The organism is Micromonospora inositola (assembly GCF_900090285.1).
Classification (GTDB): domain Bacteria; phylum Actinomycetota; class Actinomycetes; order Mycobacteriales; family Micromonosporaceae; genus Micromonospora; species Micromonospora inositola.
This window is the reverse complement of record NZ_LT607754.1, coordinates 4,348,535-4,371,228: the sequence shown is the minus strand read 5'-3', so window position 1 is coordinate 4,371,228 and position 22,694 is coordinate 4,348,535. Positions and strand designations below refer to the sequence as shown.

23 protein-coding genes, 1 pseudogene and 1 riboswitch are annotated in these 22,694 nt (G+C 74.7%); of the genes and pseudogenes, 7 read left to right on the top strand and 17 right to left on the bottom strand.

Annotation, left to right across the window (positions count from 1 at the left end; translation table 11 throughout):
• Positions 1–25: 25 nt before the first annotated feature.
• The 4 genes from GA0070613_RS20795 to GA0070613_RS20780 are packed head-to-tail and all read right to left on the bottom strand — an operon-like array spanning position 26 to position 3,945.
• The gene (locus GA0070613_RS20795) at positions 26–367 is read right to left on the bottom strand and encodes a GNAT family N-acetyltransferase (protein WP_089013826.1); all 342 of its coding nucleotides are present in this window, start codon (positions 365–367) and stop codon (positions 26–28) included.
• A 22-nt stretch (positions 368–389) separates the two neighbouring features.
• Complete coding sequence (locus GA0070613_RS20790; RefSeq protein ID WP_089013825.1) at positions 390–2,111, bottom strand: acyl-CoA dehydrogenase family protein; 1,722 nt, start codon at positions 2,109–2,111, stop codon at positions 390–392.
• Positions 2,108–2,680, bottom strand: coding sequence for a PadR family transcriptional regulator (locus tag GA0070613_RS20785; protein WP_089013824.1), 573 nt, complete (start codon positions 2,678–2,680; stop codon positions 2,108–2,110). The genes GA0070613_RS20790 and GA0070613_RS20785 overlap by 4 nt, the downstream gene beginning before the upstream one ends.
• Before the next feature lie 44 nt (positions 2,681–2,724).
• Positions 2,725–3,945, bottom strand: a complete 1,221-nt coding sequence (locus tag GA0070613_RS20780) for a hypothetical protein (RefSeq protein WP_231929319.1) — start codon at positions 3,943–3,945, stop codon at positions 2,725–2,727.
• Positions 3,946–4,225: 280 nt separating this feature from the next.
• On the opposite strand from GA0070613_RS20780, the gene GA0070613_RS20775 reads away from it, so the two are divergent.
• From GA0070613_RS20775 to GA0070613_RS20760, 4 genes are all read left to right on the top strand, one after another.
• Positions 4,226–5,785 (top strand): NAD(P)/FAD-dependent oxidoreductase, encoded by a 1,560-nt coding sequence (locus GA0070613_RS20775; RefSeq protein ID WP_089013823.1) that lies wholly within the window; start codon positions 4,226–4,228, stop codon positions 5,783–5,785.
• Between the two features lie 82 nt (positions 5,786–5,867).
• Positions 5,868–5,979, top strand: a riboswitch (SAM riboswitch).
• 266 nt (positions 5,980–6,245) lie between these two features.
• Positions 6,246–7,118 carry an ABC transporter substrate-binding protein gene (locus tag GA0070613_RS20770; RefSeq protein WP_089013822.1) on the top strand — a complete coding sequence of 291 codons (873 nt, stop codon included), beginning with the start codon at positions 6,246–6,248 and terminating at the stop codon, positions 7,116–7,118.
• A 40-nt stretch (positions 7,119–7,158) separates the two neighbouring features.
• A complete protein-coding gene (locus GA0070613_RS20765) occupies positions 7,159–7,962 on the top strand; it encodes an amino acid ABC transporter permease (protein ID WP_089013821.1) in 804 nt (267 codons plus the stop codon).
• The gene (locus GA0070613_RS20760; protein WP_089013820.1) at positions 7,959–8,711 is read left to right on the top strand and encodes an amino acid ABC transporter ATP-binding protein; all 753 of its coding nucleotides are present in this window, start codon (positions 7,959–7,961) and stop codon (positions 8,709–8,711) included. The genes GA0070613_RS20765 and GA0070613_RS20760 overlap by 4 nt, the downstream gene beginning before the upstream one ends.
• Positions 8,712–8,717: 6 nt before the next feature.
• Here GA0070613_RS20760 and GA0070613_RS20755 read toward each other — a convergent pair whose 3' ends face one another.
• Entirely contained in the window at positions 8,718–9,392 is a 675-nt protein-coding gene (locus tag GA0070613_RS20755; protein ID WP_157746419.1) for a hypothetical protein, read from the bottom strand.
• A 149-nt stretch (positions 9,393–9,541) separates the two neighbouring features.
• Here GA0070613_RS20755 and GA0070613_RS20750 point away from each other — a divergent pair, with 149 nt between their 5' ends.
• Entirely contained in the window at positions 9,542–10,651 is a 1,110-nt protein-coding gene (locus GA0070613_RS20750; RefSeq protein ID WP_089013818.1) for an FUSC family protein, read from the top strand.
• A gap of 7 nt (positions 10,652–10,658) precedes the next feature.
• Here the strand turns inward: GA0070613_RS20750 and GA0070613_RS20745 are convergent, their stop codons facing one another.
• The 7 genes from GA0070613_RS20745 to GA0070613_RS20715 form a co-directional block, all read right to left on the bottom strand.
• Positions 10,659–11,348 (bottom strand): RibD family protein, encoded by a 690-nt coding sequence (locus tag GA0070613_RS20745; RefSeq protein ID WP_089013817.1) that lies wholly within the window; start codon positions 11,346–11,348, stop codon positions 10,659–10,661.
• Positions 11,345–11,998, bottom strand: a complete 654-nt coding sequence (locus tag GA0070613_RS20740) for a GTP cyclohydrolase II (RefSeq protein ID WP_089013816.1) — start codon at positions 11,996–11,998, stop codon at positions 11,345–11,347. Before GA0070613_RS20740 ends, GA0070613_RS20745 begins: the two co-directional genes overlap by 4 nt.
• 66 nt (positions 11,999–12,064) lie before the next feature.
• Positions 12,065–13,036, bottom strand: coding sequence for a lysylphosphatidylglycerol synthase domain-containing protein (locus GA0070613_RS20735; RefSeq protein WP_231929855.1), 972 nt, complete (start codon positions 13,034–13,036; stop codon positions 12,065–12,067).
• A 90-nt stretch (positions 13,037–13,126) separates the two neighbouring features.
• Positions 13,127–13,942 (bottom strand): class I SAM-dependent methyltransferase, encoded by an 816-nt coding sequence (locus GA0070613_RS20730; protein WP_089013814.1) that lies wholly within the window; start codon positions 13,940–13,942, stop codon positions 13,127–13,129.
• Entirely contained in the window at positions 13,939–14,976 is a 1,038-nt protein-coding gene (locus GA0070613_RS20725) for a glycosyltransferase family 4 protein (RefSeq protein WP_089013813.1), read from the bottom strand. Before GA0070613_RS20725 ends, GA0070613_RS20730 begins: the two co-directional genes overlap by 4 nt.
• A 3-nt stretch (positions 14,977–14,979) precedes the next feature.
• Positions 14,980–15,378 (bottom strand): 6-pyruvoyl trahydropterin synthase family protein, encoded by a 399-nt coding sequence (locus GA0070613_RS20720; protein WP_089013812.1) that lies wholly within the window; start codon positions 15,376–15,378, stop codon positions 14,980–14,982.
• A 3-nt stretch (positions 15,379–15,381) separates the two neighbouring features.
• Complete coding sequence (locus GA0070613_RS20715; RefSeq protein WP_089013811.1) at positions 15,382–16,359, bottom strand: zinc-dependent alcohol dehydrogenase; 978 nt, start codon at positions 16,357–16,359, stop codon at positions 15,382–15,384.
• 91 nt (positions 16,360–16,450) lie between these two features.
• On the opposite strand from GA0070613_RS20715, the pseudogene GA0070613_RS20710 reads away from it, so the two are divergent.
• Both GA0070613_RS20710 and GA0070613_RS20705 read left to right on the top strand, forming a co-directional pair.
• A pseudogene (locus GA0070613_RS20710) lies at positions 16,451–17,152 on the top strand (CDP-alcohol phosphatidyltransferase family protein); the annotation flags it as partial.
• A 190-nt stretch (positions 17,153–17,342) separates the two neighbouring features.
• Positions 17,343–19,046: a sulfatase-like hydrolase/transferase gene (locus GA0070613_RS20705; RefSeq protein WP_157746418.1), complete on the top strand. Its 1,704-nt coding sequence runs from the start codon at positions 17,343–17,345 to the stop codon at positions 19,044–19,046.
• A gap of 15 nt (positions 19,047–19,061) precedes the next feature.
• On the opposite strand, the gene GA0070613_RS20700 is transcribed toward GA0070613_RS20705, so the two are convergent.
• The 5 genes from GA0070613_RS20700 to GA0070613_RS20680 form a co-directional block, all read right to left on the bottom strand.
• On the bottom strand, positions 19,062–19,349 hold the full coding sequence (locus GA0070613_RS20700; RefSeq protein WP_089013808.1) for a hypothetical protein: 288 nt from the start codon (positions 19,347–19,349) through the stop codon (positions 19,062–19,064).
• Positions 19,350–19,468: 119 nt separating this feature from the next.
• Positions 19,469–20,530: an ABC transporter ATP-binding protein gene (locus tag GA0070613_RS20695; protein WP_408630958.1), complete on the bottom strand. Its 1,062-nt coding sequence runs from the start codon at positions 20,528–20,530 to the stop codon at positions 19,469–19,471.
• The gene (locus GA0070613_RS20690; RefSeq protein WP_089013807.1) at positions 20,527–21,354 is read right to left on the bottom strand and encodes an ABC transporter permease; all 828 of its coding nucleotides are present in this window, start codon (positions 21,352–21,354) and stop codon (positions 20,527–20,529) included. Before GA0070613_RS20690 ends, GA0070613_RS20695 begins: the two co-directional genes overlap by 4 nt.
• Positions 21,354–22,136 (bottom strand): molybdate ABC transporter substrate-binding protein, encoded by a 783-nt coding sequence (modA, locus tag GA0070613_RS20685; RefSeq protein ID WP_089013806.1) that lies wholly within the window; start codon positions 22,134–22,136, stop codon positions 21,354–21,356. Before modA ends, GA0070613_RS20690 begins: the two co-directional genes overlap by 1 nt.
• Positions 22,133–22,534: a TOBE domain-containing protein gene (locus GA0070613_RS20680; RefSeq protein WP_089013805.1), complete on the bottom strand. Its 402-nt coding sequence runs from the start codon at positions 22,532–22,534 to the stop codon at positions 22,133–22,135. Before GA0070613_RS20680 ends, modA begins: the two co-directional genes overlap by 4 nt.
• Between the last annotated feature and the right edge of the window lie 160 nt (positions 22,535–22,694).

Sequence of the window (22,694 nt, the reverse complement as noted above, 5' to 3'; positions counted from 1 at the left end):
ACCAAACTCGGGAACGCAACCGGCGTCAGGCGGTCCACTCCGGGGCCAGCACCGACCAGACCTCCAGGTCGATCCGCCCGTCGGGACCGGGAAGGACCTGGCGGAGCGTACCGTCGTGGCGCATGCCGAGGCGGCGGGCGACGGCGATGCTGGGGGCGTTGGCCACGTTGGTGTGCCACTCCACCCGGTGGATGCCGCGCTCCCGGATCGCCCAGTCGATGATCCGGCGGGCGGCGAGCGTGGCCAGCCCCCGGCTCTCCGCGCCCGGCTTCGTAGCGCACGCGGGTGCGGTGCCCGGCCGGCGGCGCCGGGAACCGGACCGACCGCGACCGACGCGACCACCGAGCGGGACGCCGGGATCGCCCAAGCCGACGGGCCGGGGCCGTGCGTCAGGGGCGCATCTCGTACGTGCCGGAGAGGGCGGCCACCCGCTCCCAGACCCGGGCGGTGCGCTCGGCGTCCCGCACCGGGCGGCGGATGTGGGCCAGTGCCCAGCCGGCCTGCTCCTCGGTGGTGGCCGCCTTGCCGTGCAGCTCGGTGGCGTGCGTGGAGAAGTCGCGGACCAGGAGGTCGAAGATCTCGTCCAGCACGTCGCCGTCCAGCCCGGTCAGCTCCGCCTGCTCCAGGATGAGGTGGCCGTAGACGACCAGCGCGAAGAGCTGGCCGAGGGCGAGCAGGAAGTCCAGGTCCCGCTGCTGGGCCTCGTCCGGGGCGTGCGCGGCGAGCAGCGCGCAGAGCCCGTCGGCCTGCTCCCGGAACCGGGCCACGTTCGGCACTCCGGCGTGCGCGTCGTACGCGGCGCGCCAGTCGTGGAAGCGGATCCCGCCCAGGCCGCGGGCCGGGCCCTGCCGGAACAGGAACTCGTCGTCACACGCGTCGCGGCGGGTCGGCACCGGCGGGTGGTCGGTCGGCTGGAACAGGTAGTTCGCCATGAACTTGAGGATCAGCGCCAGGTTGACGTGCACGGTCCCCTCCAGCTTCGGCAGGCCGCGGATGTCCTTGGCGGCCTTGTCGAAGTAGGTGTCGGCCTCGAAGCCCTTCGCGGCGATCACGTCCCAGAGCAGGTCGATGACCTTCTCGCCCTCGGTGGTGACCTTCATCTTGGTCATCGGGTTGAACAGCAGGTACCGCCGGTCGTCGGGGCCGGCCGAACGGAAGTAGTCGACCGCCCGGTCGCTGAACAGCTTCATCGCGACCAGGCGGGCGTACGCGTCGGTCAGCTCGCGGCGGACGTGCGGGAAGTCGGTGACCCGCCTGCCGTAGAGGACCCGGTTGTGGGCGTGGGTGACCGCCTCGTACATGGCGTGCTCGCAGATGCCGATGGAGGCGGTGCAGAGGTTGAACTTGCCGACGTTGACAGTGTTCAGCGCGGCGTCGAAAGCGGCCTTGCCGGTGTGCAGGAGGTCCTCGGCGCGTACCGGGTAGTCCTCCAGCCGGAACTCGCTGACGTACATCTGCGCGTTGACCACGTTGCGGACCAGCCGGTACGCCGGGTGCCGGCTGTCGGCGACGAAGAAGACGTACCCGTCGGGGCCCTCGACGTCGGCCCGGCGGCCGAAGACGGAGACCAGCCCGGCGACGTTGCCGTTGCCGATGTAGTACTTGCCGCCGGTGGCCCGGAAGCCGCCCGCGCCGTCCGGGGTGAGCACCATGTCGGTCGAGTAGATGTCGGCGCCGTGCGGGCGCTCGGAGAGCCCGAAGGCCATCACGTGCCCGGCGTCGAGCAGTTCGGCCGCGCGGGCCCGAGCGGCGGCGTTGCCGCTCTGCCAGACCGGGCCGAGGCCGAGGACGGTGACCTGCCAGGTGTACCAGTAGCCGAGGCCGTAGAAGCCGAGGATCTCGCTCAGCGCCGCGTTGCGCGCGGTGTCCCAGCGCTTGTCCGGGTCGCCGCCGCCGTCGGCGGCCGGGGTGAGGAAGGTGGCGAAGAGGCCCTCCTTGGCGGCGAAGTCGAGGAAGTCGCCGTACCAGTCGCGCCGGTTGTAGCTGTCGACGAGCGCCTGCTTGCCGCGAGACTCGAACCAGTCGACGGTGGCCCGCAGCAGCCGGCGGGAGGGCTCGTCGAGGTGGGTGGGGTCGTAGGTGTGCGGGTTGAGCAGCAGCGGGTCGGTCACGGGGTCGCCTTCCTGGTCGGGGGGTCGAGGTCGCGGAGGGTGGCGAGGACGTCGTCGAGCCAGGCCAGCACCATCCGCTCGTACGCGATGCCGCCGCGCAGCACGACGTGCTGGAGCGACTCGCGGGCGTCCAGTTCGTCGGGGTCCGGGAAGTCGCGGCGCTCGCCGGCCAGGTAGCCGGCGAGGGTGGCCTCGTGGTCGGCGCGGTACCGCTCGACCTCGGCGACCAGGGCGGCGCGGCCGGGGGCGTCGTCGAACGCCACGCCGCGGATCTTGACGGCCAGCTCGTGCCGGACCGCCTCCGGCTGAACCGGGGCGCGCAGCCAGGTCACCAGCGCGGCCCGGCCGGCCGGCGTGGCCGACCAGACCTTCTTGTCGGGCAGCCCTTCCTGGCCGATCTCCTCGCCCGCGATCCAGGTGTCCGCCTCCATCCGCTTGAGCACCCGGTAGATCTGCTGGTGGGTGGCGGTCCAGAAGCGGCCGATCGAGCGGTCGAAGCGCCGGGCCAGCTCGTACCCGGAGGCCGGCTGCTCCAGCAGCGAGACCAGGATGGCGTGCTCCAGCGACATGCCAGCATCTTGCTATGCAACTCGTTGCATAGCAAGGCCGGGGTTCAGATGACGAAGTGCGTCCAGTAGGTCAGCCAGACCACGAAGAGCGCCCCTTGGAGCAGCGCCAGCGCGGCGGTGAACCAGGTGTCGAGGCTGGCCCGGCGGGCCCAGCGCGCCAGCACCAGCGCGACCGGGAACGCGGCGAGCAGGTAGCGCAGCAGGCTCTTGTGCACCGGCGGGCCCATCGACAGCGGCACCAGCACCACGATCACCGTGTAGACCAGGTACGGCAGCTCGGCCCGGCGCAGCCCGGCCAGGACGACCACCAGGACGGCCACGGCGCACCAGACCCGCAGGGCGTCGGCGCTGTTCTCCCCGGTCAGCGCCGCGTACGCCACCCGGAACGGGTTCTGCACGCTGATCCCCCAGCCCCGCTCCTGGGCGTGCTTGTACGCGTACCAGTCGCCGGACTGCCAGCGGCAGAACGCCATGAAGGTCAGCCAGCCGGCCGGTACGAGCAGCAGCGGCCAGCCCCGCCGCAGGTACCGCCCGAGCGTGCGGGGGTCGAGCCGGTACCCGTGCTGGCGCAGCAGGACCAGGGCGAGCGGTACGACCAGCAGGAAGCCGACCGAGCGGCTCAGCGCCAGGAAGTAGCCGACGATCCCCACCAGCAGCCAGCGACGCCGCTCGGCGTACCAGAAGGCGGCCAGCGCCAGGCAGAGGAAGAGCGACTCGGTCAGCGCCGCCTGGAACAGGAAGGCGGTCGGCAGGAGCAGCAGGTAGCGCACGAACCGTCGACCCGCCGCCGGGTCGGCGCCGCCCGCCGCGCCGCCCGTGCCGATCAGGCGGGCGCCGAGCTGGTGGGCGTAGTAGAGCTGGAACACCAGGGCGAGGTTGCTGACCAGCAGCAGGGCCCACGCGGTGTGCCCACCGAGCAGCGGCGCGACCGGCCGGGCCAGGAACGGATAGAGCAGCGGGAAGCCGAAGTCCCGCCAGGGCCGGTCCAGCGGGAGCTGGGCCAGGTGGTCGTAGAGGAACGAGTCCCAGGCGAACCAGAGCGAGATCCACCGGTGCGGCGAGATGGCGTGCTGCTGGGCCCGCATCATCGCCTCGTCGGCGGGCGGCGCGCCGGGCACCCCGTCCCACGCGCTCAGCGCGATCACGCCGACCAGGCTGAGCACGACCTTCGAGCCGACGAAGACCGCCAGCACGAACCCCCACGGGGCGGGCACCCGGGCGGCGAGCCGGGACAGCGGCCGGCCGGCGCGTCGGAGCCGGACCACGGGCCCCGGACGGTCCGTGGCGGGACCGAGGGCCACACCGGCCGTCCGCCCGTTCACCATCCGTCCCCCACGCGTCGCCCCGCCCGCGACCACCCCGGACCGCGAACCGTCGCCCGGCATCCCCGTTCCGCGGCCGTTGACACCTGTTGTCGGTGGACGCGGGACGGCGGGCGGACCGGGGGCCGGCGACATCGCGCGGCACGGAGAGGTGAGTTCGGGGGCGGGCCGGGTAACCGCGCTGCCGCAACTGTCAGGCGGACGGGCGGAGGGCTCGGGCAGCATGGGCGAGAACAACGGCACCGTGGTCATCGGGGCGGGACCGGCGGGACTGACCGCGGCGTACGAGCTGCTCCGGCACGGCGAGCCGGTCCGGGTCTTCGAGGCCGACGACGTGGTCGGCGGGATCAGCCGCACCGTGGAGCGGGACGGCTGGCGCTTCGACATCGGCGGGCACCGGTTCTTCACCAAGGTCTCCCGGGTGGAGGCGTTCTGGCACGAGATCCTGCCCGACGAGGACTTCCTGCTCCGGCCGAGGATGAGCCGGATCTACTACCGGGGCGCGCTCTACGACTACCCGCTCAGCGCCGGCAACGCGCTGCGCAACCTGGGCGTCGTCGAGGCGTTGCGCTGCGTCGGCTCGTACGGGCGGGCGCGGCTGCGGCCGCCGAAGGACCAGTCGCACTTCGAGGGCTGGGTGTCGGCCCGGTTCGGCTGGCGGCTCTACTCGATCTTCTTCAAGACGTACACGGAGAAGGTCTGGGGGATGCCGGCCGACCGGTTGCAGGCCGACTGGGCCGCGCAGCGGATCAAGAATCTGTCGCTGTCCAAGGCGATGGTCAACGCCCTCCTGCCGCGCCGCAACCGCAAGGACGTGGCGAGCCTGATCGAGGAGTTCCAGTACCCCAAGCACGGCCCCGGGATGATGTGGGAGCGCTGCACCGAGCAGGTGGAGAAGAGGGGCGGCTCGGTGCGTACCGGCAGTTGGGTGACGGCCGTGCACCGCGACCCGGCGGCCCGCCGGGCCACCGGCGTGACCGTGGCCGACGCGGACGGGGAACGGACCGAGCCGGCCGACCACGTGATCTCGTCCATGCCGATCTCCGCGCTGGTCCACGCGCTGCGGCCGGCCGCCCCGCCCGAGGTGCGCGCCGCCGCCGACGACCTGCGCTACCGGGACTTTCTGACCGTCGCGCTGGTCGTGCCCGAGGAGTTCTCGTTCCCGGACAACTGGATCTACGTGCACGACCCGGCGGCGAAGGTGGGGCGGATCCAGAACTTCGGCTCCTGGTCGCCGTACCTGGTGAAGGACGGACGCACCTGCCTCGGGCTGGAGTACTTCGTGTTCGAGGACGACGAGATGTGGCGTACGCCGGACGCGGACCTGGTCGCGCTCGCCACCGGGGAACTGGAGCGGCTCGGCCTGGTCCGGCCGGGTTGTGTGGAGGCCGGTCACGTCGTGCGGATGCCGAAGGCGTACCCGGTGTACGACGAGCGGTACCAGCGCAATGTGGACGTGATCCGGGACTGGCTGGCCCGCGAGGTGCCGAACGTGCACCCGGTCGGGCGCAACGGCATGCACCGGTACAACAACCAGGACCACTCGATGCTGACGGCGATGCTGACCGCCGAGAACATCGCCCACGACGCCGGTCACGACGTCTGGACCGTCAACGTGGAGCAGGACTATCACGAGGAGAAAGCCTCCTCCGCCGACCGCCGGCGCGGTGACGGCCGGCACGGCACCGGCCGCGACGCGCCGATCGTGCCCGCCCGGCCCGCGCTGCGTCGCCGCGTGACCGAGGTCCACGAGGCCGCCTCGGCCCCGGTACGCCGGCCCTGATCCCGGGCGGTAACGCACGGGACGTGAGGGTGGTCATAACGGCTGGACGAGCCGGGCGGCGCTGCTGCTAGCCTTCTCGGCAGGTCATGAGCGCCAGCGTCAAGCCCCGGCTCGCTGGCCGGCAACCCTCCTCCGCGGTGGGGTGCCCCGGGTGAAGACCAGGCACCGGCAGCACGCCGGTGCAAGCGTGGCCTGGTACCCAGGTCATTACCGACCCGAGGGAACCATGTCTGCTCACTTTCGCGCCCCGCTCGCCGACGACGTCGCGTACCCGGCCGGCTTCGCGCTGGTCAAGCGGCGGCACGTCGACCTGATGCGGGTGTGTAGCGACGGCTGTCGTCGCCCAGACGCGCGCTGAGCGCCACACCCCCTTTTCTCGAACCACCCACTCCGGCTCGCCCGCCCCGGGCGTGCCGTCGGCGGCGTGCGCCCACGTCGCCATCCGACCCGGGAGACACCTGTGCGATTCCTTCCTGCCCTGACCCGCGTCGCCGCGCTCGGCGCCGCCGCCGTCCTCGCCGCGACCGCGCTCACCGCCTGCGGCGACGACGCCTCCACCAGCGAGGCCGCCAACCCGTACGGCCTGCTCCAGCCCGGGGTGCTGCGGGCCGGCACGCTCACCGACGCCCCGCCGAACGTCTACCTGAAGGACGGTAAGTTCACCGGCTTCGACAACGACCTGCTGACCGCGGTGGCCGCCAAGGCGGGCCTGAAGGTGGAGTTCGTCGGCACCGACTTCTCGGCGCTGCTGTCGCAGGTCAACAACCGCAAGTTCGACGTGGGCAGTTCGTCCATCACGATCACCGAGGCGCGGAAGAAGACCGTCGACTTCGGCAACGGCTACGACTTCGGCTACTTCGGACTGGACGTGCCGACCGGCTCGCCGATCACCAGCTTCGACCAGCTCGCCGGCAAGCGGGTGGTGGTCGTGCAGGGCACCGTGCAGGACGACTACGCCACCGGCAAGAACCTCAACCCGGTGCGGGTGCCCGACTACAACGGCGCGATCAACCAGCTCAAGGCGGGCACCGCCGACGCCTGGATCGCCCCCGCCGAGATCGGCGAGAAGTCGGCCGCGGACAGCAACGGCAAGATCAAGGTGGCGGCCAAGCAGCTCAGCCCGGCCCCGACCGCGTACGCGGTGGCGAAGGCGAACGACAAGCTGCGCGAGGCGCTGAACAACGGCTTGGACGAGGTCATCGCCGACGGCACCTGGACGAAGCTGCAGGCCCAGTACTACCCGGGCCGGCCGATCCCGGCCGACTTCAAGCCGGGCAGCGGCACCGTCGCCGTCCCGGGCGCGGCGGCGCCGTCGGCGTCGACGGCTTCCTGACGTACGCGAACACGACCGAGCGGGGCGGTAGGAGATTCCGATGGATCCGTTGAGCACCCTGTGGGAGACCTTCTTCGACTGGGACTCCATGCGCCAGGCGCTACCCGACATGCTCACCGTCGGGTTGCCCAACACGCTGATCCTTGCGGTCTCCGCCGCCCTGCTCGGCTCGGTGCTGGGCATCCTGCTGGCGATCGCCGGCATCTCCCGTACCCGCTGGCTGCGCTGGCCGGCCCGGGTCTACACGGACATCTTCCGCGGCCTGCCCGCCGCCGCGACCATCCTGCTCATCGGCGTCGGCCTGGCGCCGCTGGGCATGGAGGTCTGGGGGCCGAACCCGTACCCGCTGGGGATCCTGGCGCTGTCGCTGATCGCCGCCGCGTACATCGGTGAGATCTTCCGGGCCGGCATCCAGAGCGTCGAGGCGGCGCAGCTGGAGGGGGCCCGCGCGCTCGGCTTCTCCTGGGGCGAGGCGATGCGGCTGGTGATCGTCCCGCAGGGCATCCGGCGGGTGCTGCCGGCCTGGGTGAACCAGCTGATCGCCCTGATCAAGGACTCCAGCCTGGTCTACTTCCTCGGCCTGCTGGCCAGCCAGCGGGAACTGTTCCGGATCGGGCAGGACTACGCGGCGAACACCGGCAACCAGTCCGCCCTGCTGCTGGCCGGCCTGTTCTACCTGGCGTTGACCGTGCCGCTGACCCACGCGGTCAACTGGATCGACCGGCGGCTGCGCCAGGGCCGGGCGGTCACCGTCGACCCCGACAACGACGGCGGGCTGGCCGTGGCTGGCCAGGTCGCCCTGCCCCCGCAGACCGCCGCGCCGAAGCGTGAGGACCAGCGATGACCGCCACCAGCACCGTCACCACCACCTCGGTCAGCCTCGCCGTCCGCGACGTGCACCTCGCCTTCGGCGCGAACAAGGTGCTGCGCGGCGCGCACCTGGACGTGGCCCGGGGCGGCACGGCCTGCGTGATCGGCCCGTCCGGCTCCGGCAAGTCCACCCTGCTGCGCACCATCAACCGGCTCATCGAGCCGGACTCGGGCGACGTGCTGCTGGACGGCCGCAGCGTGCTGCGCCACGACCCGGACGCGCTGCGGCAGCGGGTCGGCATGGTGTTCCAGCAGTTCAACCTCTTCCCGCACATGACGGTGCTGCGCAACATCACCCTCGCCCTGCGGAAGATCAAGAAGCTCTCCGAGGACGAGGCCGCGCAGGTGGCCCGGGCCCAGCTCGACCTGGTCGGGCTGGCCGCCAAGGCCGACTCCCGGCCGGCGCACCTCTCCGGCGGTCAGCAGCAGCGGGTGGCGATCGCCCGCGCCCTGGCCCTGCAACCGCAGGTGATGCTCTTCGACGAGGCGACCTCGGCGCTGGACCCGGAGCTGGTCAAGGGCGTGCTCGGGGTGATGGCGGACCTCTCCGCCGGCGGCATGACGATGGTGGTGGTGACCCACGAGATGGGCTTCGCCCGCGAGGTCGCCGACACGGTGGCCTTCATGGACCGTGGCGTGGTCCTCGAGGCCGGCGAGCCGGCCGCCATCTTCGAGTCGCCCGAGCACCCCCGGCTGCGCCAGTTCCTCTCCCAGGTGCTCTGACCCAGCTCAGCCGGCGCCGACCAGGGCACGCAACTCGTCACGGAGCGCGCGGTCGTCGGACGCGACCGCGCTCCACAGCACCACGTCGCCCGCGACGGCGAGCCCGACCATGGCCGGCCCGTCGAACCGGTACAGCGCGTCGCAGCCCTGGTTGCCCGCCCAGCCGTGCGTGACGGGCAGCGCGGTCAGTCGCCCGGCCAGCCGGTCCAGCGCCCCGGACGGCAGCGGGTGGTCGAGGTCGAAGCCGTCGCCGGAGCGGTCCAGCGCCTCGAACAGCCGCGTCTCCCAGGCCCGCGCCAGGGTGTACACGGTGAACCGCTCGGCGTACACCCGGCCGGACTCCCCGGTGGCGTCGTCGGGGGCGAGCAGCAGCACCGGCGGGTCGTCACCGGCGTCCAGCGGCACCACCCAGGTGCAGCAGCCCTGACTGTCGTCCTCCAGGTGGAGCAGCCGCGCGCCGGGGCCGGTGTCGTCCAGGAGCGCGAGCCAGTCGACTCCGGCGAGGTCGTTGTCCTGCATGATCCGTCCCGGACCGCCCACCGCGAACCACTCGCGTACCGCGGCCGGCAGCGTGACGTCCCACCTCCGCTGCCACGCGTCGAGCCGCGCCGCGGCCGAAGGGTCGACGGTCACCTCTCCGTCGAGCAGGGCGTACGCCTCGGCGTTCCACATGCGAACCATCTCGTCATCCTGCCGTGCGCCTCCGACATCCCCGCTCGCCAGCATGCGAGGAACGGTCCTGTTACGACGATCAACTTCACGGGTACAAGCTGATCCGGCCGGGAGCGACGGTCCGGCCGGGCCGGTCCGCCAAGGGGAGGGTGCGGACAGTGCGAGGTTGGTGGAAGGCCGCCGTCGGGCGGCTGCGGGACGCCTGGATCCCGGTCGTCGAGGCCGCGCTCGCCGCGACCGTCGCGTGGCTGATCGCGGCGCGGCTCATCGGCCACCCCGACCCGTTCTTCGCGCCCAGCGCCGCGCTGATGGTCCTCGGCGAGTCCCGGGGACGGCGGGTCCGGCAGACCATCGAGCTGGTCCTCGGCGTGGCGGCCGGCGTGCTCATCGCCGACCTGGTGGTCCACGCGCTCGGCCCGGGCACCGGGACCATGCTGGTCGTGCTGCTGCTGACCCTCGGCCTCACGGTGGCGGCCGGGGCGAGCAGCACGCTGATCATCCAGACCGCGGTCTCCGCGCTCTACCTGGTCGTGGTGGCCGCGCCGAAGGGCGACTTCGTGCCGTTCCGCTTCGTCGACGCGCTGATCGGCGGGGCGATCGCACTCGCCGCGAGCCAGCTCGTGGTCGCCCGCGACCCGCTCGCTCCGCTCGTCGCCGAGGCCCGGCAGACCTTCGCCGACCTCGCCGAGCTGCTCGACCGGATCGACGAGGCGCTCGACCGGTGCGACGAGACGGCCGCCCAGGCGGCGCTGGAGCGCGCCCGCCAGGTGGACGGCTGCGTGGAACGGTTGCAGAAGGCCGTCCAGGCCTGCGGCGAGACGCTGCGGCTGCGGGTCCGTCGCCGCCGGCACCTGGGCCAGGTCGAGGAGGTCGAGGCCACCGCCCGGCAGCTCGACTACGCGGTACGCAACATCCGGGTGCTGGCCCGCAACGCCAGCACGCTGACCCGGCTGCACACGGCGACGCCGCCGGAGCTGGGCGCCGCGATCCGCGCCCTCGCCGCGGCGGTACGCGCCGCCGGCGCGGCGCTCGCCACCGACCTGACCGGCCACGACGACGCCCGCCGGCACGTCGGCCGGGCCGACGAGGCGGCCCTGGAGGCGGTCCGCATCGGCGCCGAACTGCTCGAGTCCGACCCGCCGCTGCCGGTGGTGATGATCGTCGGTCAGATCCGGGCCACCGCCATCGACCTGCTGCGCGGCGTGGGCGAGGACGACGTGGCGGTGCTCGGCCGGGTCGACGAGGCGCTCGGCCTGCCGGCGGTCTGACCGGCGCTCACCCGCCGCAGCGGTCGGAGAGGGCGTACCGTGTCAGCACCACGTCGTCGATCTGGCGGACCTCCAGCACGCGGGCGCGCCGGCCCGGGTGCCAGGGGAAGCGGCCGTCCCCGACGAAGCGCGGCGCCCGGCCGTCACCGACGAAGAAGGGCGCGACCACCAGGTGCAGCTCGTCGGCGAGGCCGGCGCTGAGGAACTGGGCGTGCACGATGCCGCCGCCCTCGACCATCAGCCGGCGTACGCCCCGGTCGGCCAGGTCGGCCAGCACCGACCCCGGGCTGACCGGCTCGCCGGCGTCGACCACGGTCGCCACCCCGCCCAGCCGCTCCCGGGTCTTCTCCAGCGCGCCGCTCGGGCAGTACACCAGCTTCGTCGCCGCGCCCATGCTGAAGAAGCGGGCCGTCGGGTCGAGGTCCCCGCTGGCGGTGACGGTGACCTTCGCCGGCGACGGCGGCACGCCCCGGGCCACCCGCTCGGCCCGGCGCCGGTCGGAGCGCACCAGCAGCCGCGGGTCGTCCCGCCGGACGGTGCCCGCGCCGACCAGGATGGCGTCGCAGCCGGCCCGGACCGCGTCGATCCGGTCCAGGTCGTCGGCGTTGGAGAGCAGCAGCCGCTCGGCCGAGGCGTCGTCGATGTACCCGTCGATCGACATCGCGCAGCTGAGCAGCACGTACGGCCGGGCGGTCACGGCACGAACGGGAGGTCGAGGGCGTGGTCGCCGCGGCTGGCCTTCGCCGCGAGGTAGCCGGCGTTGGCCGGGGACAGGTGCACGCCCGTCGGCACCCGCTCGGCCACCGTCACGCCGCACCGGTCGAGCTGGTCGGCCTTGTCCGGGTTGTTGCTGAGCAGGGCGACCCGGTACACGCCCAGCGCGGCCAGCATCTGCGCGGCCACCGTGTAGTCCCGCTCGTCCGCGCCCCGGCCCAGCGCCAGGTTCGCCTCGTACGTGTCCAGGCCCGAGTCCTGCAGGGCGTACGCGTCGAGCTTGGCGTACAGGCCGATGCCGCGCCCCTCCTGCCGCAGGTAGAGCAGGAAGCCGTCGGCCTCGGCGATGCGTTCGACCGCCTCCCGCAGCTGCGGGCCGCAGTCGCAGCGCTGGCTGCCGAAGACGTCCCCGGTCAGGCACTCGCTGTGCGGCCGGACCAGGGGCGGCGGCCCACCGGCAGCCTGCCCGTCCACGGTCGCCGCCCAGTCACCGAGGCCGAAGGCGAGATGTTCCCGGCCGTCCGCCAGGCCGTCGAACGAGAAGACCCGGGCGGTCGTGACGTACCCGTCGGGGAACCGCAGTGGCACCGTCACCTGGGTCCGGACCGTAGCGGCCGACAGCGCTTCGTCCATTGCTCTCCTTCGTCCGGTGCCGCCGGACGCGCCGGCAGCGCACACCAAGGTCCACCGTAGGCGCGGTCAGCGATCGGTGCTGGCCGTCGTGTCCCGGAGCCGGCGCAGCAGCAGCACGGCCGCGCCGGGCAGGCTCGCGACGAGCACCAGCGCGCCGTACACCATGGCGGCGGCGACGCCCTGCGCGGCGGTCAGGCCGGCGGCGGCGAACGCCCACGCCGCGACCCCCTCGCGCGGGCCGAACCCGCCGACGTTGGCGGGCAGCCCCATCGCCAGCAGGGCAAGCAACGTCAGCGGCACCAGCCGGGCCAGCGGCGCGTCGGCGCCCGCGGTGCGGGCCGCGACCACGAAGGTGGCCAGGTGGCCGGCCACCACGACGGCGGAGGCGACCACCACGCCGACCCAGGTCCGCCGCGCGAGCAGTCCGGACCGGACGTCGGTGACCGCGGTGCGCAGCGCCCGTCCCCACCGGGACGCGCCGGAGCGGGGCGCCGCCCGGGCGAGCAGGACCAGGCCGAGCCCGACGGCCAGCAGCGTACCGGTCACCGCCGGCAGGCACGGCCGGACCGGCGAGGGCAGCGCGGCCAGCACCACCACGGCGATGACGAGCTGGACGACCTGCCCGGCGGTGCGTTCCCAGACCACCGCGCGGATGCCCCGGCTGACGTCGCCGGCGTCTCGGCCGTGCCGCACCGCGCGGTGCACGTCGCCGAGCACGCCGCCGGGGAGCGTCGAGTTGAGGAAGACCGCGCGGTAGCAGTGGGCCACCGCGGTGCCGATCGGCAGCCGTACGCCGAGGCCGCCCGCGACCAGCGCCCACCGCCAGGCGCAGCAGACGGTGGTGACCAGGCCGATGGCGAGGGCCGCGGCGAGCGCCGGGCCGTCGATCAGCCGCAGCCCGTCGAGGAACGGCCCGGTGCCCACCCACCAGACCAGGGCGGCGAGCACCCCCAGCCCACCCAGCGTGCGGGCCCAGGCCCACGGCGACCGGGCCGCGGGGGCCGCCACCGGCGCGGCCGGGGACGCGGCGGTCGCCACCGGGGGTACGACGGGCGTGGCGATGGTCGCGTGCGACAAGCGGTCCTCCCTCTGTCCCACCTGGTGTCACGTACGCCGCCGCCGTCCGGTTCACCCCCCGGCCAGCAGGTCGGCGTGGTGCAGCAGCACCCGCAGCCGGCCCTGGGCCGCCTCGGCCAGCCTCCGCCGCCGGTACGCCCCGGCCGGCGCGGCCAGCTCCGGCCGCTGCTCGCCGGCCGCGTCGAGCCAGCCGGTCAGCCACTCGACGGTGAGCGCCGCCTGCTCCGGGCCGAGCCGCCACGGGCTGGGCCGGACCAGCACGTCGATCCGCCGCCGGGTGAACGCCGCCCGGGTGGCCTCGACCGCGCCCGGCCCGAGCAGGGCGCGGCCGTCGACGGTACGGCGCTGGTGCGCGTTGAACGCCGCGGCGAACTCCGCGTCCAGCGGATCGGCCGGGGTGAACTCCACCCGGCCGACCACGGTGAGCATGAACAGCGTGGGGTGCCCGGCGCAGGCCGCCACCACCCGCTCGACCTCCTCGGCGGTGAGCATGTCCAGCAGCGCCGACGCGGTGACCAGGCCGGCGCCGGCGAGGTCCGCGGCGGTCAGCCGGGTGATGTCGGCGCACCGGGTCTCGACGGTGACCGGGCTGCCGTCGGCGGCGGCGTCCACCAGGTCGGCGGCGGCCCGGTCGAGCAGGCCGGCGTCCCGGTCGTACAGGATCCAGTGCTGCGGCCCGGGCAGCAGGGGCGCCAGCCAGCGTCCCATCGAACCGGTCCCGGTGCCCAGGTCGTGCACGACCAGCGGCCGGTCACCGGCCAGCCGGCGGCGGACCGCGTCGACCAGTTGGGGGGCGCGGGCCGCGGCGTCGGCGGGCTCGCGCAGCCGCAGCCAGTCCGCGAAGTCGGGCGGGAGTTGCGTCGTCATGCCGCCGTCGCCTCCTTCAGTACGGCCGCCAGGCGGGTCGAGGTGACCGCCCAGTCGGTGAGGGTGTCGCGCCGGTCCCGGGCGGACCGGCGCAGCCGGGCCCGCAGCGCGGGGTCGGTGAGCCAGCGGCGTAGCGCGCCGGCCAGCGCGTCCGGGTCGTCCGGCGGCACGAGCAGGCCGGGTCGGCTGCCGTCGGCGGCGCGCCCGAGCGCCTCGGGCAGCCCGCCGACGTCGGTGCCCAGCACCGGTACGCCCCGGGCCAGCGCCTCGGTGACCACCATCCCGTACGTCTCGGCCCGGGAGGCGAGCACCAGCAGGTCGGCGTGGGCGTACGCGGCGTCCAGCGCCGCGCCGGTGCGGGCGCCGGCCAGGCGGACCCGGCCGGTGAGGCCGGCGCCGGTGAGCTGCGCGCGCAGCCGGTCGACGAAGTCGGGATCCCGGGTCAACGCGCCCACCCAGTCGCAGGTCCAGGGCAGGTCGGCGACGGTGGCCAGGGCCGCGGCGAGCACGTCGTGGCCCTTGTGCGGGGTGACCGCCGCGACGCAGAGCAGCGCGGTGCCGTCCGCTGAGCCGCTGGCCGGAGGCGCGGGGTCCACCCCGGGCGGGGCCGCCCGGACCCGGTCGGCGGGCAGGGCGTACCGGTCGAGCAGCCGGCGGCGGGTCCACTCGCTGGTGGTGACCACGGCGGTGGCGGCGGCCAGGGCCCCGGCCTCGGCGTCGGTCTCCAGCGGCAGGTGCACGAGCACCACCAGGCGCAACCGGCGGCCCTGCGGCGCCAGCACCTCCGGCACGGTCGAGGCGACCAGTCCGTCGAGCAGCACCAGCGCGCCGTCGGGCAGCCCCGCGAGCACCCCGGCGAGGGCGGCCCGCTCCCCCACCCCCGGTCGCGGCCAGCCGCCGGGCACGGGATGCTCCCGGACGGTCCAGCCGGCCGCGGCGAGTCCCCGGCAGGCCCGGCGGTCGTAGCCGTTGCCGCCGCTGGGGCTGGCCGGATCGTCGATGTCGCCCGGCAGCACCACGTGCACCGTGGTCATCCGCTACAGCGACCGCTCGTAGCTGGCCCAGGCGACGTGCGACTCGTGCAGGGTGACGGTGATGCCGGCCAGGCCGCGCGCGCCGTCGCCGAGCCGGCCGGCGTGCACCCGCTCGGCGAGCCGGTCGGCGACCGTGCGGGCCAGCACCTCGGTGGTGGTGTTCACCCCGGCGAAGTCGGGCTCGTCGTCCAGGTTGCGGTAGGTCAGCTCGCCGAGGACGGCCTTGAGCTGTTCGGTCGCCAGGCCGATGTCGACGACGATCCCGTCGGCGTCGAGGTCGGCGCGGCGGAAGGTGGCGTCGACGACGAAGGTGGCGCCGTGCAGCCGCTGGGCGGGGCCGAAGACCTCGCCGGTGAAGCTGTGGGCGACCATCATGTGGTCACGGACGGTCACGCTGAACACGGATCACTCCCCGTCGTAGGTGATGAGGTGGCAGAGCGCGGGCAGGCGGCCCGTGCCGAGTCGGTCGAGCACGTCGGGCAGTTCCGCGAACCGGGACCGGCCGGTGAGCAGCGCGTCGAAGGCCGGATCGGCGAGCAGGTCCAGAGCCAGCGCCAGCCGGTCGTGGTAGCTGCGGTCGGCCCGCCGCGGCGACACCGTACCCACCTGGCTGCTGTGGATGCGCAGCCGTCCCGAGTGGAACGCCCCACCGAGGCGGAGCGTGACCGGACGGTCGCCGTACCAGCTCAGCTCCAGCACGGTGCCCTCCGGGCGGAGCAGCTCCAGGGACCGCTGGAGACCGTCGCCGCTGGCGCTGGCGTGCACCACCAGGTCCCGCCCGCCGGCGGCGTCGGCCGGGAGGGCGAAGTCGACCCCGAGCGCGGCGGCCACGGCGGCCCGCGCCGGGTCGGCGTCGACCAGCTCGGTCCGTACCCCGGGGAAGCGGGCCAGCAGCGCGGCGACGCAGCAGCCGACCATGCCGCCGCCGACCACGGTGACCCGGTCGCCGACCAGCGGCGGGGCGTCCCAGAGCGCGTTCACCGCGGTCTCCACCGTGCCCGCGAGGACCGCCCGGGCCGCCGGCACCCGTTCGGGTACGACCACCACCGCCTGGGCCGGCACGACGTACGCGGTCTGGTGCGGGTACAGGCAGAAGACGGTCCGCCCGCGCAGCGCCTCGGGCCCCTCCTCGACCACCCCGACGCTGAGGTAGCCGTACTTGACCGGGGCCGGGAAGTCGCCCTCCTGGAACGGGGCGCGCATGGTGGCGTACTGGTCGACGGGGACCCGGCCGGTGAAGACCAGGGTCTCCGTGCCCCGGCTGACGCCCGAGTACCGGGTGCGGACCAGCACCTCGTCGGGGCCGGGGGCGGGGAGGGTCACCGACCGGATCTCGCCCTCGCCGGGGGCGCGGAGCCAGAAGGCGCGGGCGTCGCGGGTCACGAATTTCCCTCTTTCCGCATCCGGACCGAACCGGACGGCCGTATTTCCCGTGTTGAGTGGCAGGGTTGCCGATCATAGACACGGAGGCAGGGTGTCCACGGTTCGAAGTGGCCCGGTACTCGGGCTGATCGCCCAGTTCGTCCTGCTGGCCGGGCTCGCCGGTACGGTCGGTCTCGGCGCGGCGGCCTGGCTGGCCGGCCTCGCGTACGGCGTCGCCCTGTGCGGTCTGCTGCGGCGCGGCCTGCGGGCGGCCGGGGCGGACGCGCTCGGCCCGGCGGACCGGGTGACCCTGACCCGGGCGGTCCTGGTCGGCGGGGTGCTGGCCCTGACGGTGGAGGCCTGGGGGCGGCCGGTGCCGGTGGCGGTGCTGGTCCCGCTCACCGCCGTGGCGCTGGCGCTCGACGCGGTCGACGGCCGGGTGGCCCGGGGCACCGGGACCGCGAGCGACCTCGGCGCGCGGTTCGACATGGAGGTCGACGCGTTCCTGATCCTGGTGCTGAGCGTCCACCTGGTGCCGGCCGTCGGCGGCTGGGTGCTGGCCGCCGGCGGGATGCGGTACGCCTTCGTCGCCGCGGGCTGGCTGCTGCCCTGGATGCGCGGCGCCCTGCCGCGGCGGTACTGGCGCAAGGTGGTCGCGGCCGCGCAGGGCGTCGTGCTGGCCGTCGCGGCCGCCGCCGCGCTGCCCCCGGTGGCGACGGCCGTGCTGGTGGCGGGGGCGCTGGCGATGCTGGTCGAATCGTTCGGCCACGACGTCGCCTGGCTCTGGCGGCACCGCCCCGCCGCCATCCCCGTCCCGCAGGTCGCCGTCCCGCACGTCGCCGTCCGGCACGTCACCGTGCCGCGCGCCATGCGGGTCACCGTCACCCGCGCCACCCACGTCGCCGCCTCCGGCGAGCCGGCCACGGGCCGGTGGACGGCCCACCAGCCGGTCTGAGCCGGCACGACCGCCGGCACCACGGGCACCGCAGGGAAGGACCGAGGAGTTGTCACTCATCACGCGCTTCCGTCGACCGGCAGTGGAACCGCCGGACGACGATGCCGCCCCCTCGACGGTGGTCACACCCCGGGGCCGCCGCATCCTGGCCGGAGTCGTCACCGGGCTCGCGGCGGTGCTGGTGCTGGCCGCGCTCGTGGCGCCGGACCAGTTGGGCCGGCTCCGCCCCGGCGCGTTCCTGCGGATCCCGGTGGAGGCGTTGGTCGCCGTCGCGCTGCTGCTCGTCCTGCCGGCCCGGGCCCGCCGGCCGGTGGCTGTGGCGCTCGGTCTGGCGCTCAGCCTGCTGACCGTGCTCAAGCTCCTCGACATGGGCTTCTTCGTGGCCCGGGACCGGCCGTTCGACGTGCTGCTCGACTGGGGGCTCTTCGACGACGGCTTCGGCTTCCTCACCGACTCGGTCGGCCGGGGCGGCGCGGTCGCCGCCGCGGCCGGGGTGCTGCTCCTCGCCGGCGCGCTGTTCGTCCTGCTCACCCTCTCGGCGCTGCGGTTGACCCGGCTCGTGGTCCGGCACCGCACCGGCACGGTCCGCGCCGTCGCGGCACTGGCCGTGCTCTGGCTGGGTTGCGCCGTGTTCGGGGTGCGGGTCTCCTCCGGCGTGCCGGTGGCGGACCGGGAGGCGACCACGCTGGTCGCGGCGCACGCCGGGCAGGTGCGGGCCGGGCTGCGGGACCGGGAGGCGTTCGCCGGCGCGGCGGCCACCGACGCCTTCCGGGACGTCCCCGGCGACCGGCTGCTGACCGGGTTGCGCGGCAAGGACGTGCTGGTGGCGTTCGTGGAGAGCTACGGCCGGGACGCGGTCGAGGACCCGGAGTTCGCGCCGCACGTCGACGCGGTGCTCGACGACGGCTACCGCCGGCTGCGGGCGGCCGGGTACGACGCGCGCAGCGGCTTCCTCACCTCCCCCACGTTCGGCGGCGGCAGTTGGCTGGCGCACGGCACCCTGCTGTCCGGGCTCTGGATCGACAACGACCAGCGCCACCGGGACCTGCTGGCCGGGGACCGGCTGACCCTCAACGGCGCGTTCCACCGGGCCGGCTGGCAGACGGTGGGCGTCCTGCCGGCGGCCACCCAGCCCTGGCCGGAGGGGAAGTTCTTCGGCTACGACCGCTACTACGACGCCGAGAAGCTGGCCTACCACGGCCCGAAGTTCAGCTACGCGCCGATGCCCGACCAGTACACCCTGGCCACCTTCCAGCGGCTGGAGCGGGCGAAGCCGCACGCCCCGCTGATGGCGGAGATCCCGCTGGTCTCCAGCCACTCGCCCTGGTCAGTCATCCCGAAGCCGGTCGGTTGGGACGCGGTCGGCGACGGCTCGATCTTCCACCAGGCGTCCACCAGCAGCGGCGGCAGCCGGGACGTGGTGCAGCGGGACGCCACCCAGATCCGCGCCGACTACCGGCACTCGATCGAGTACACCTTGGACACCCTGGTCTCCTACGTGCTGACGTACGGCGGGGACGACCTGGTGCTGGTCTTCCTCGGCGACCACCAGCCGGCGACGGCGATCACCGGTGAGGGCGCCAGCCGGGACGTGCCGATCACCGTGGTGGCGCACGACCCGAAGGTGTTCGACCGGATCGCCAGCTGGGGCTGGCAGGACGGGCTGCGCCCCGGGCCGCAGGCCCCGGTGTGGCGGATGGACACCTTCCGGGACCGCTTCCTCACCGCGTTCGGTCCGCAGGGCGCCCGGTGACCGGTCCGGCGCCGGTCAGGCCGCCGCGCGGCGGTCCCGCGCCCGCGGCACCGGCGTCTCCCGAGGTTCAGACCCCCGGCCGACCGACGTGCCGGCGCGAGCCAGGCGCATCGCCCGCCGGGCGTTGACCATCGGCTCGCACGGGGCGCTCTGGTGGCCGCAGAGCAGGCTGGGGCACCGGCCCTCCTCGTCCGGCTCGTGCGCGGCGGCGACGTCGTACGCCGCCCGCCACAGCAGCGGGTCCGTCACGTCGTCCGGCAGGACGGCGTCGCGGCTGGACCGGGTTTGCGTCGTGTCGGGCACGCCGAACCCCTCTCGTCGTCGCTCTCTGTCTGACTGACCCGTCAGGACCAGGTCAAACCTCCCTCAGGCGGGCGGCGGCGTCCACGAGACGGCGGTCACGCCGGGCCTTCGCCCCCGGGTCACGCCGGATAGGCGTGGGTCTCGGCGGCCTTGACCGCCGCCCAGACCCGGTGACCGGGGGCGAGCCGCAGGTGGGCCGCCGCGGCCGGGGTGACGTCCGCCGCGACGGTGATCGGGCCGTCGAGCTGGACCCGAAGGTTGTCGCCGTGCCGCTGCACCCCGGTGACGGTGGCCGGCCACACGTTGCGCGGGCTGCCGTCGGGCCGGGCCGGGTGCAGGGCGACGGCGGCGGGCGGGAAGGCGACGAAGGCGTCCCCGACGACCCGGTCCGCGGCGGTGAGGGTCAGCTCGCCGACCCGCACGGTGTGCCCGTCGGCGCGGCCGCGGTGCAGGTTGAGCCCGACCAGCCGCGCCACGTAGTCGGTGCGCGGCCGGGCCGTGACGCTGGCCGCGTCCCCCTCCTGGACCACCCGCCCGTGCTCGACGATGAGGAGCCGGTCGGCGAGCACGAAGGCGTCCAGCGGGTCGTGGGTGACCAGCAGCGTCGCGACGGAGTGGCCACCGAGGTGCCGCTGGAGCTCGGCCCGGGTGTCCAGCCGGGTGCCCGCGTCCAGGGCGGCCAGCGGCTCGTCGAGCAGCAGCAGGGTGGGGTCGACGGCGAGGGCCCGGGCGAGGGCGACCCGCTGGGCCTGCCCGCCGGAGAGCTGCCGGGGCCGGCGGCGGGCCTGCTCGGCCAGGCCGACGCGGTCCAGCCAGCCCCGCGCCCGCTCGCGGGCGGCCCGCCGGTCGGCGCCCTGCCGGCGGGGCCCGAACGCGACGTTGTCCAGCGCGCTGAGGTGCGGGAAGAGCAGGTAGTCCTGGAACACGACGCCCACCGGACGCCGCTCGGGCGGCACCCAGCGCCGCCGGTCGGGGCGGTCGAGGTCGACGCCGTCGAGGGTGAGGTGCCCGGCGGCCAGCGGGTGCAGGCCGGCGAGCGCCCGCAGCGCGGTGGTCTTGCCGGCGCCGTTCGGGCCGAGCAGCGCGACGACCTCGCCGGCGGCGATCCGCAGCCGGACGTCGAGCTGGAAGGCGTCCCGGTCGGCGACGAGGTGTGCGTCCAGCAGGGGCGGTGCGGTCACGGGGCGCCGACCCAGCGGTCCCGCAGTCCGGCCAGGATGGCGACGGAGACGGTGAGCAGGATGAGGCTGAGCACGATCGCGGCCGGCAGGTCGGTCTCCAGGGCGAGGTAGACGGCGAGCGGCATGGTCTGGGTCCGGCCGGGATAGTTGCCGGCGAAGGTGATGGTGGCGCCGAACTCGCCGAGGGCCCGGGCCCAGCAGAGCACCGCCCCGGCGGCGACGCCGGGGGCGACCAGCGGCAGGGTGACGTGGGTGAAGGTGGTCCAGCGGCCGGCGCCGAGGGTGGCGGCGGCCTCCTCGTAGCGCGGGTCCGCGCCGCGCAGCGCGCCCTCGACGGCGATGACCAGGAACGGCATGGCGACGAACGCCTCGGCGAGCACCACCCCGGCGGTGGTGAACGGCAGGGTCACCCCGAAGGTGGCGTCCAGCCAGGACCCGAGCAGCCCGCGGCGCCCGAAGACCAGCAGCAGCGCCACCCCGCCAACCACCGGGGGCAGCACCAGCGGGACGGTGACCAGGGCCCGGACCAGCCGCCGGCCGGGGAACTCGACCCGGGCCAGCAGCCAGGCCAGGGGTACGCCGAGCAGGACGCAGAGCAGCGTGGCGAGGGTGGCGGTCTGCAGGGACAGCCGCAGCGCGGTGAGCACGCCGGGCTGGGCCAGCCGCTGCGGCAGGGTGGTCCACGGCGCCCGGGCGAGCAGCCCGACCAGCGGCAGGACGAGGAAGATCAGCCCGAGCCCGGCGGGCAGGAGCAGCGCGAGGGGCACCCGGTGCCGGCGGCGCGCCGGTCGGGCCGCCCGCCCGGCGGTGTCGCGGGCCGGCACTACGCCTGCGGGGCCTGGAAGCCGGCGGCGGTGAGCATGGCCCGCCCCGCGTCCGAGCGGACGTAGTCGACGAAGGCGCGGGCGCCGTTCGGGTCGCCCGCCCGCTTGAGCACCACGATCGGGTAGTCGTTGACCGCGCCGGCGGACTCCGGGAACTCGACCGCGTCCAGGTCGGACGCCGCGGCGCGGGCGTCGGTGCGGTAGACCAGTGCGGCGTCGACCTCGCCGAGCTTCACCTTGGCCAGCGCCCCCTTGACGTCCTGCTCCAGGGTGGCCGGGGTGAGCCGGGCGCTCGCCGCGTCGAGGGCCTTGCGGGCCGCCGCGCCGCAGGGCACCTGCTCGGCGCAGAGCGCGACCTTCACGCCCGGCCGAGCCAGGTCGGTCAGGCCGCTGATCCGGTCGGGGTTGCCTTTCGGCACGGCGATGACGAGCTGGTTGCGGGCGAGGGTGACCGGGCTCGCCGCGGCCTCGCCGGCGTCGGTCACGGTCTTCATGGTGGCGGGTGAGGCGGCGGCGAAGACGTCGGCCGGGGCGCCCTGGGTGATCTGGGTGGCCAGCGCCGAGCTGCCGGCGAAGTTGAAGGTGACCCTCGTGCCGGGGTGGGCGGCCTCGAAGTCCCGGCCGAGCCGGGTGAACGTCTCGGTCAGCGAGGCGGCGGCGAAGACGGTGACCCGCCCGCCGCCGGTCGTGCCGGCGGGCCCGTCGTCACCGCCGCAGCCGGCCAGGCCGAGGGTCAGCGCGGCCACCCCGGCGAGGGCGGCACGGATCCACCGTACGGTCACGGGCTGGTCCTTCCCCTGGGGGCGGTGGCGCGTTCCACCACGACGGCCGTCGACTTGATCACGGCCACGGCCACCGAGCCGACCGTCAGGTCGAGGTCGTCGACGGCCTCGCGGCTCATCAGCGACACGATGCGGAACGGCCCGGCCTGGATGTCGACCTGCGCCATCACCGTGTCCTTGACGACCGCGGTGACGATCCCGCGCAGCCGGTTGCGGGCGGACGACAGCTCCGGGTGCCCCGGGGCGCGGACGAACGCGGCCAGGTCGACGCCGTCAACCACCCGGTGACCGTGGTCGTCCCGGCTGGCGGCCAGCCGGCCGGCGTCGATCCAGCGGCGGACCGTGTCCGGGCTGACCCCGAGCAGTTCGGCGGCCTCGCCGATCCGGAACACCGTCACGCGGCCACCCTAACGGCCCGCACGTGCGATGGGGAAGCCGTCAAATCCCTGGCATCTTCAAGCCGGCATACCCGAGGTGGACCGCGCCTGCGGTCGGCGAAGGTCTGGCGGAGCCGGCGGGGGCCGGTCTCGGCGTACCGGCCGGCCCCGCCGGTGCCCG

Excerpts from the sequence above, each read along its gene's own strand:
- GA0070613_RS20785 (WP_089013824.1), bottom strand. The coding sequence starts at position 2,680 with ATGTCGCTGGAGCACGCCATCCTGGTCTCGCTGCTGGAGCAGCCGGCC.
- GA0070613_RS20775 (WP_089013823.1), top strand. The coding sequence starts at position 4,226 with ATGGGCGAGAACAACGGCACCGTGGTCATCGGGGCGGGACCGGCGGGA.
- GA0070613_RS20765 (WP_089013821.1), top strand. The coding sequence starts at position 7,159 with ATGGATCCGTTGAGCACCCTGTGGGAGACCTTCTTCGACTGGGACTCC.
- GA0070613_RS20760 (WP_089013820.1), top strand. The coding sequence starts at position 7,959 with ATGACCGCCACCAGCACCGTCACCACCACCTCGGTCAGCCTCGCCGTC.
- GA0070613_RS20755 (WP_157746419.1), bottom strand. The coding sequence starts at position 9,392 with ATGGTTCGCATGTGGAACGCCGAGGCGTACGCCCTGCTCGACGGAGAG.
- GA0070613_RS20740 (WP_089013816.1), bottom strand. The coding sequence starts at position 11,998 with ATGGACGAAGCGCTGTCGGCCGCTACGGTCCGGACCCAGGTGACGGTG.
- GA0070613_RS20730 (WP_089013814.1), bottom strand. The coding sequence starts at position 13,942 with ATGACGACGCAACTCCCGCCCGACTTCGCGGACTGGCTGCGGCTGCGC.
- GA0070613_RS20725 (WP_089013813.1), bottom strand. The coding sequence starts at position 14,976 with ATGACCACGGTGCACGTGGTGCTGCCGGGCGACATCGACGATCCGGCC.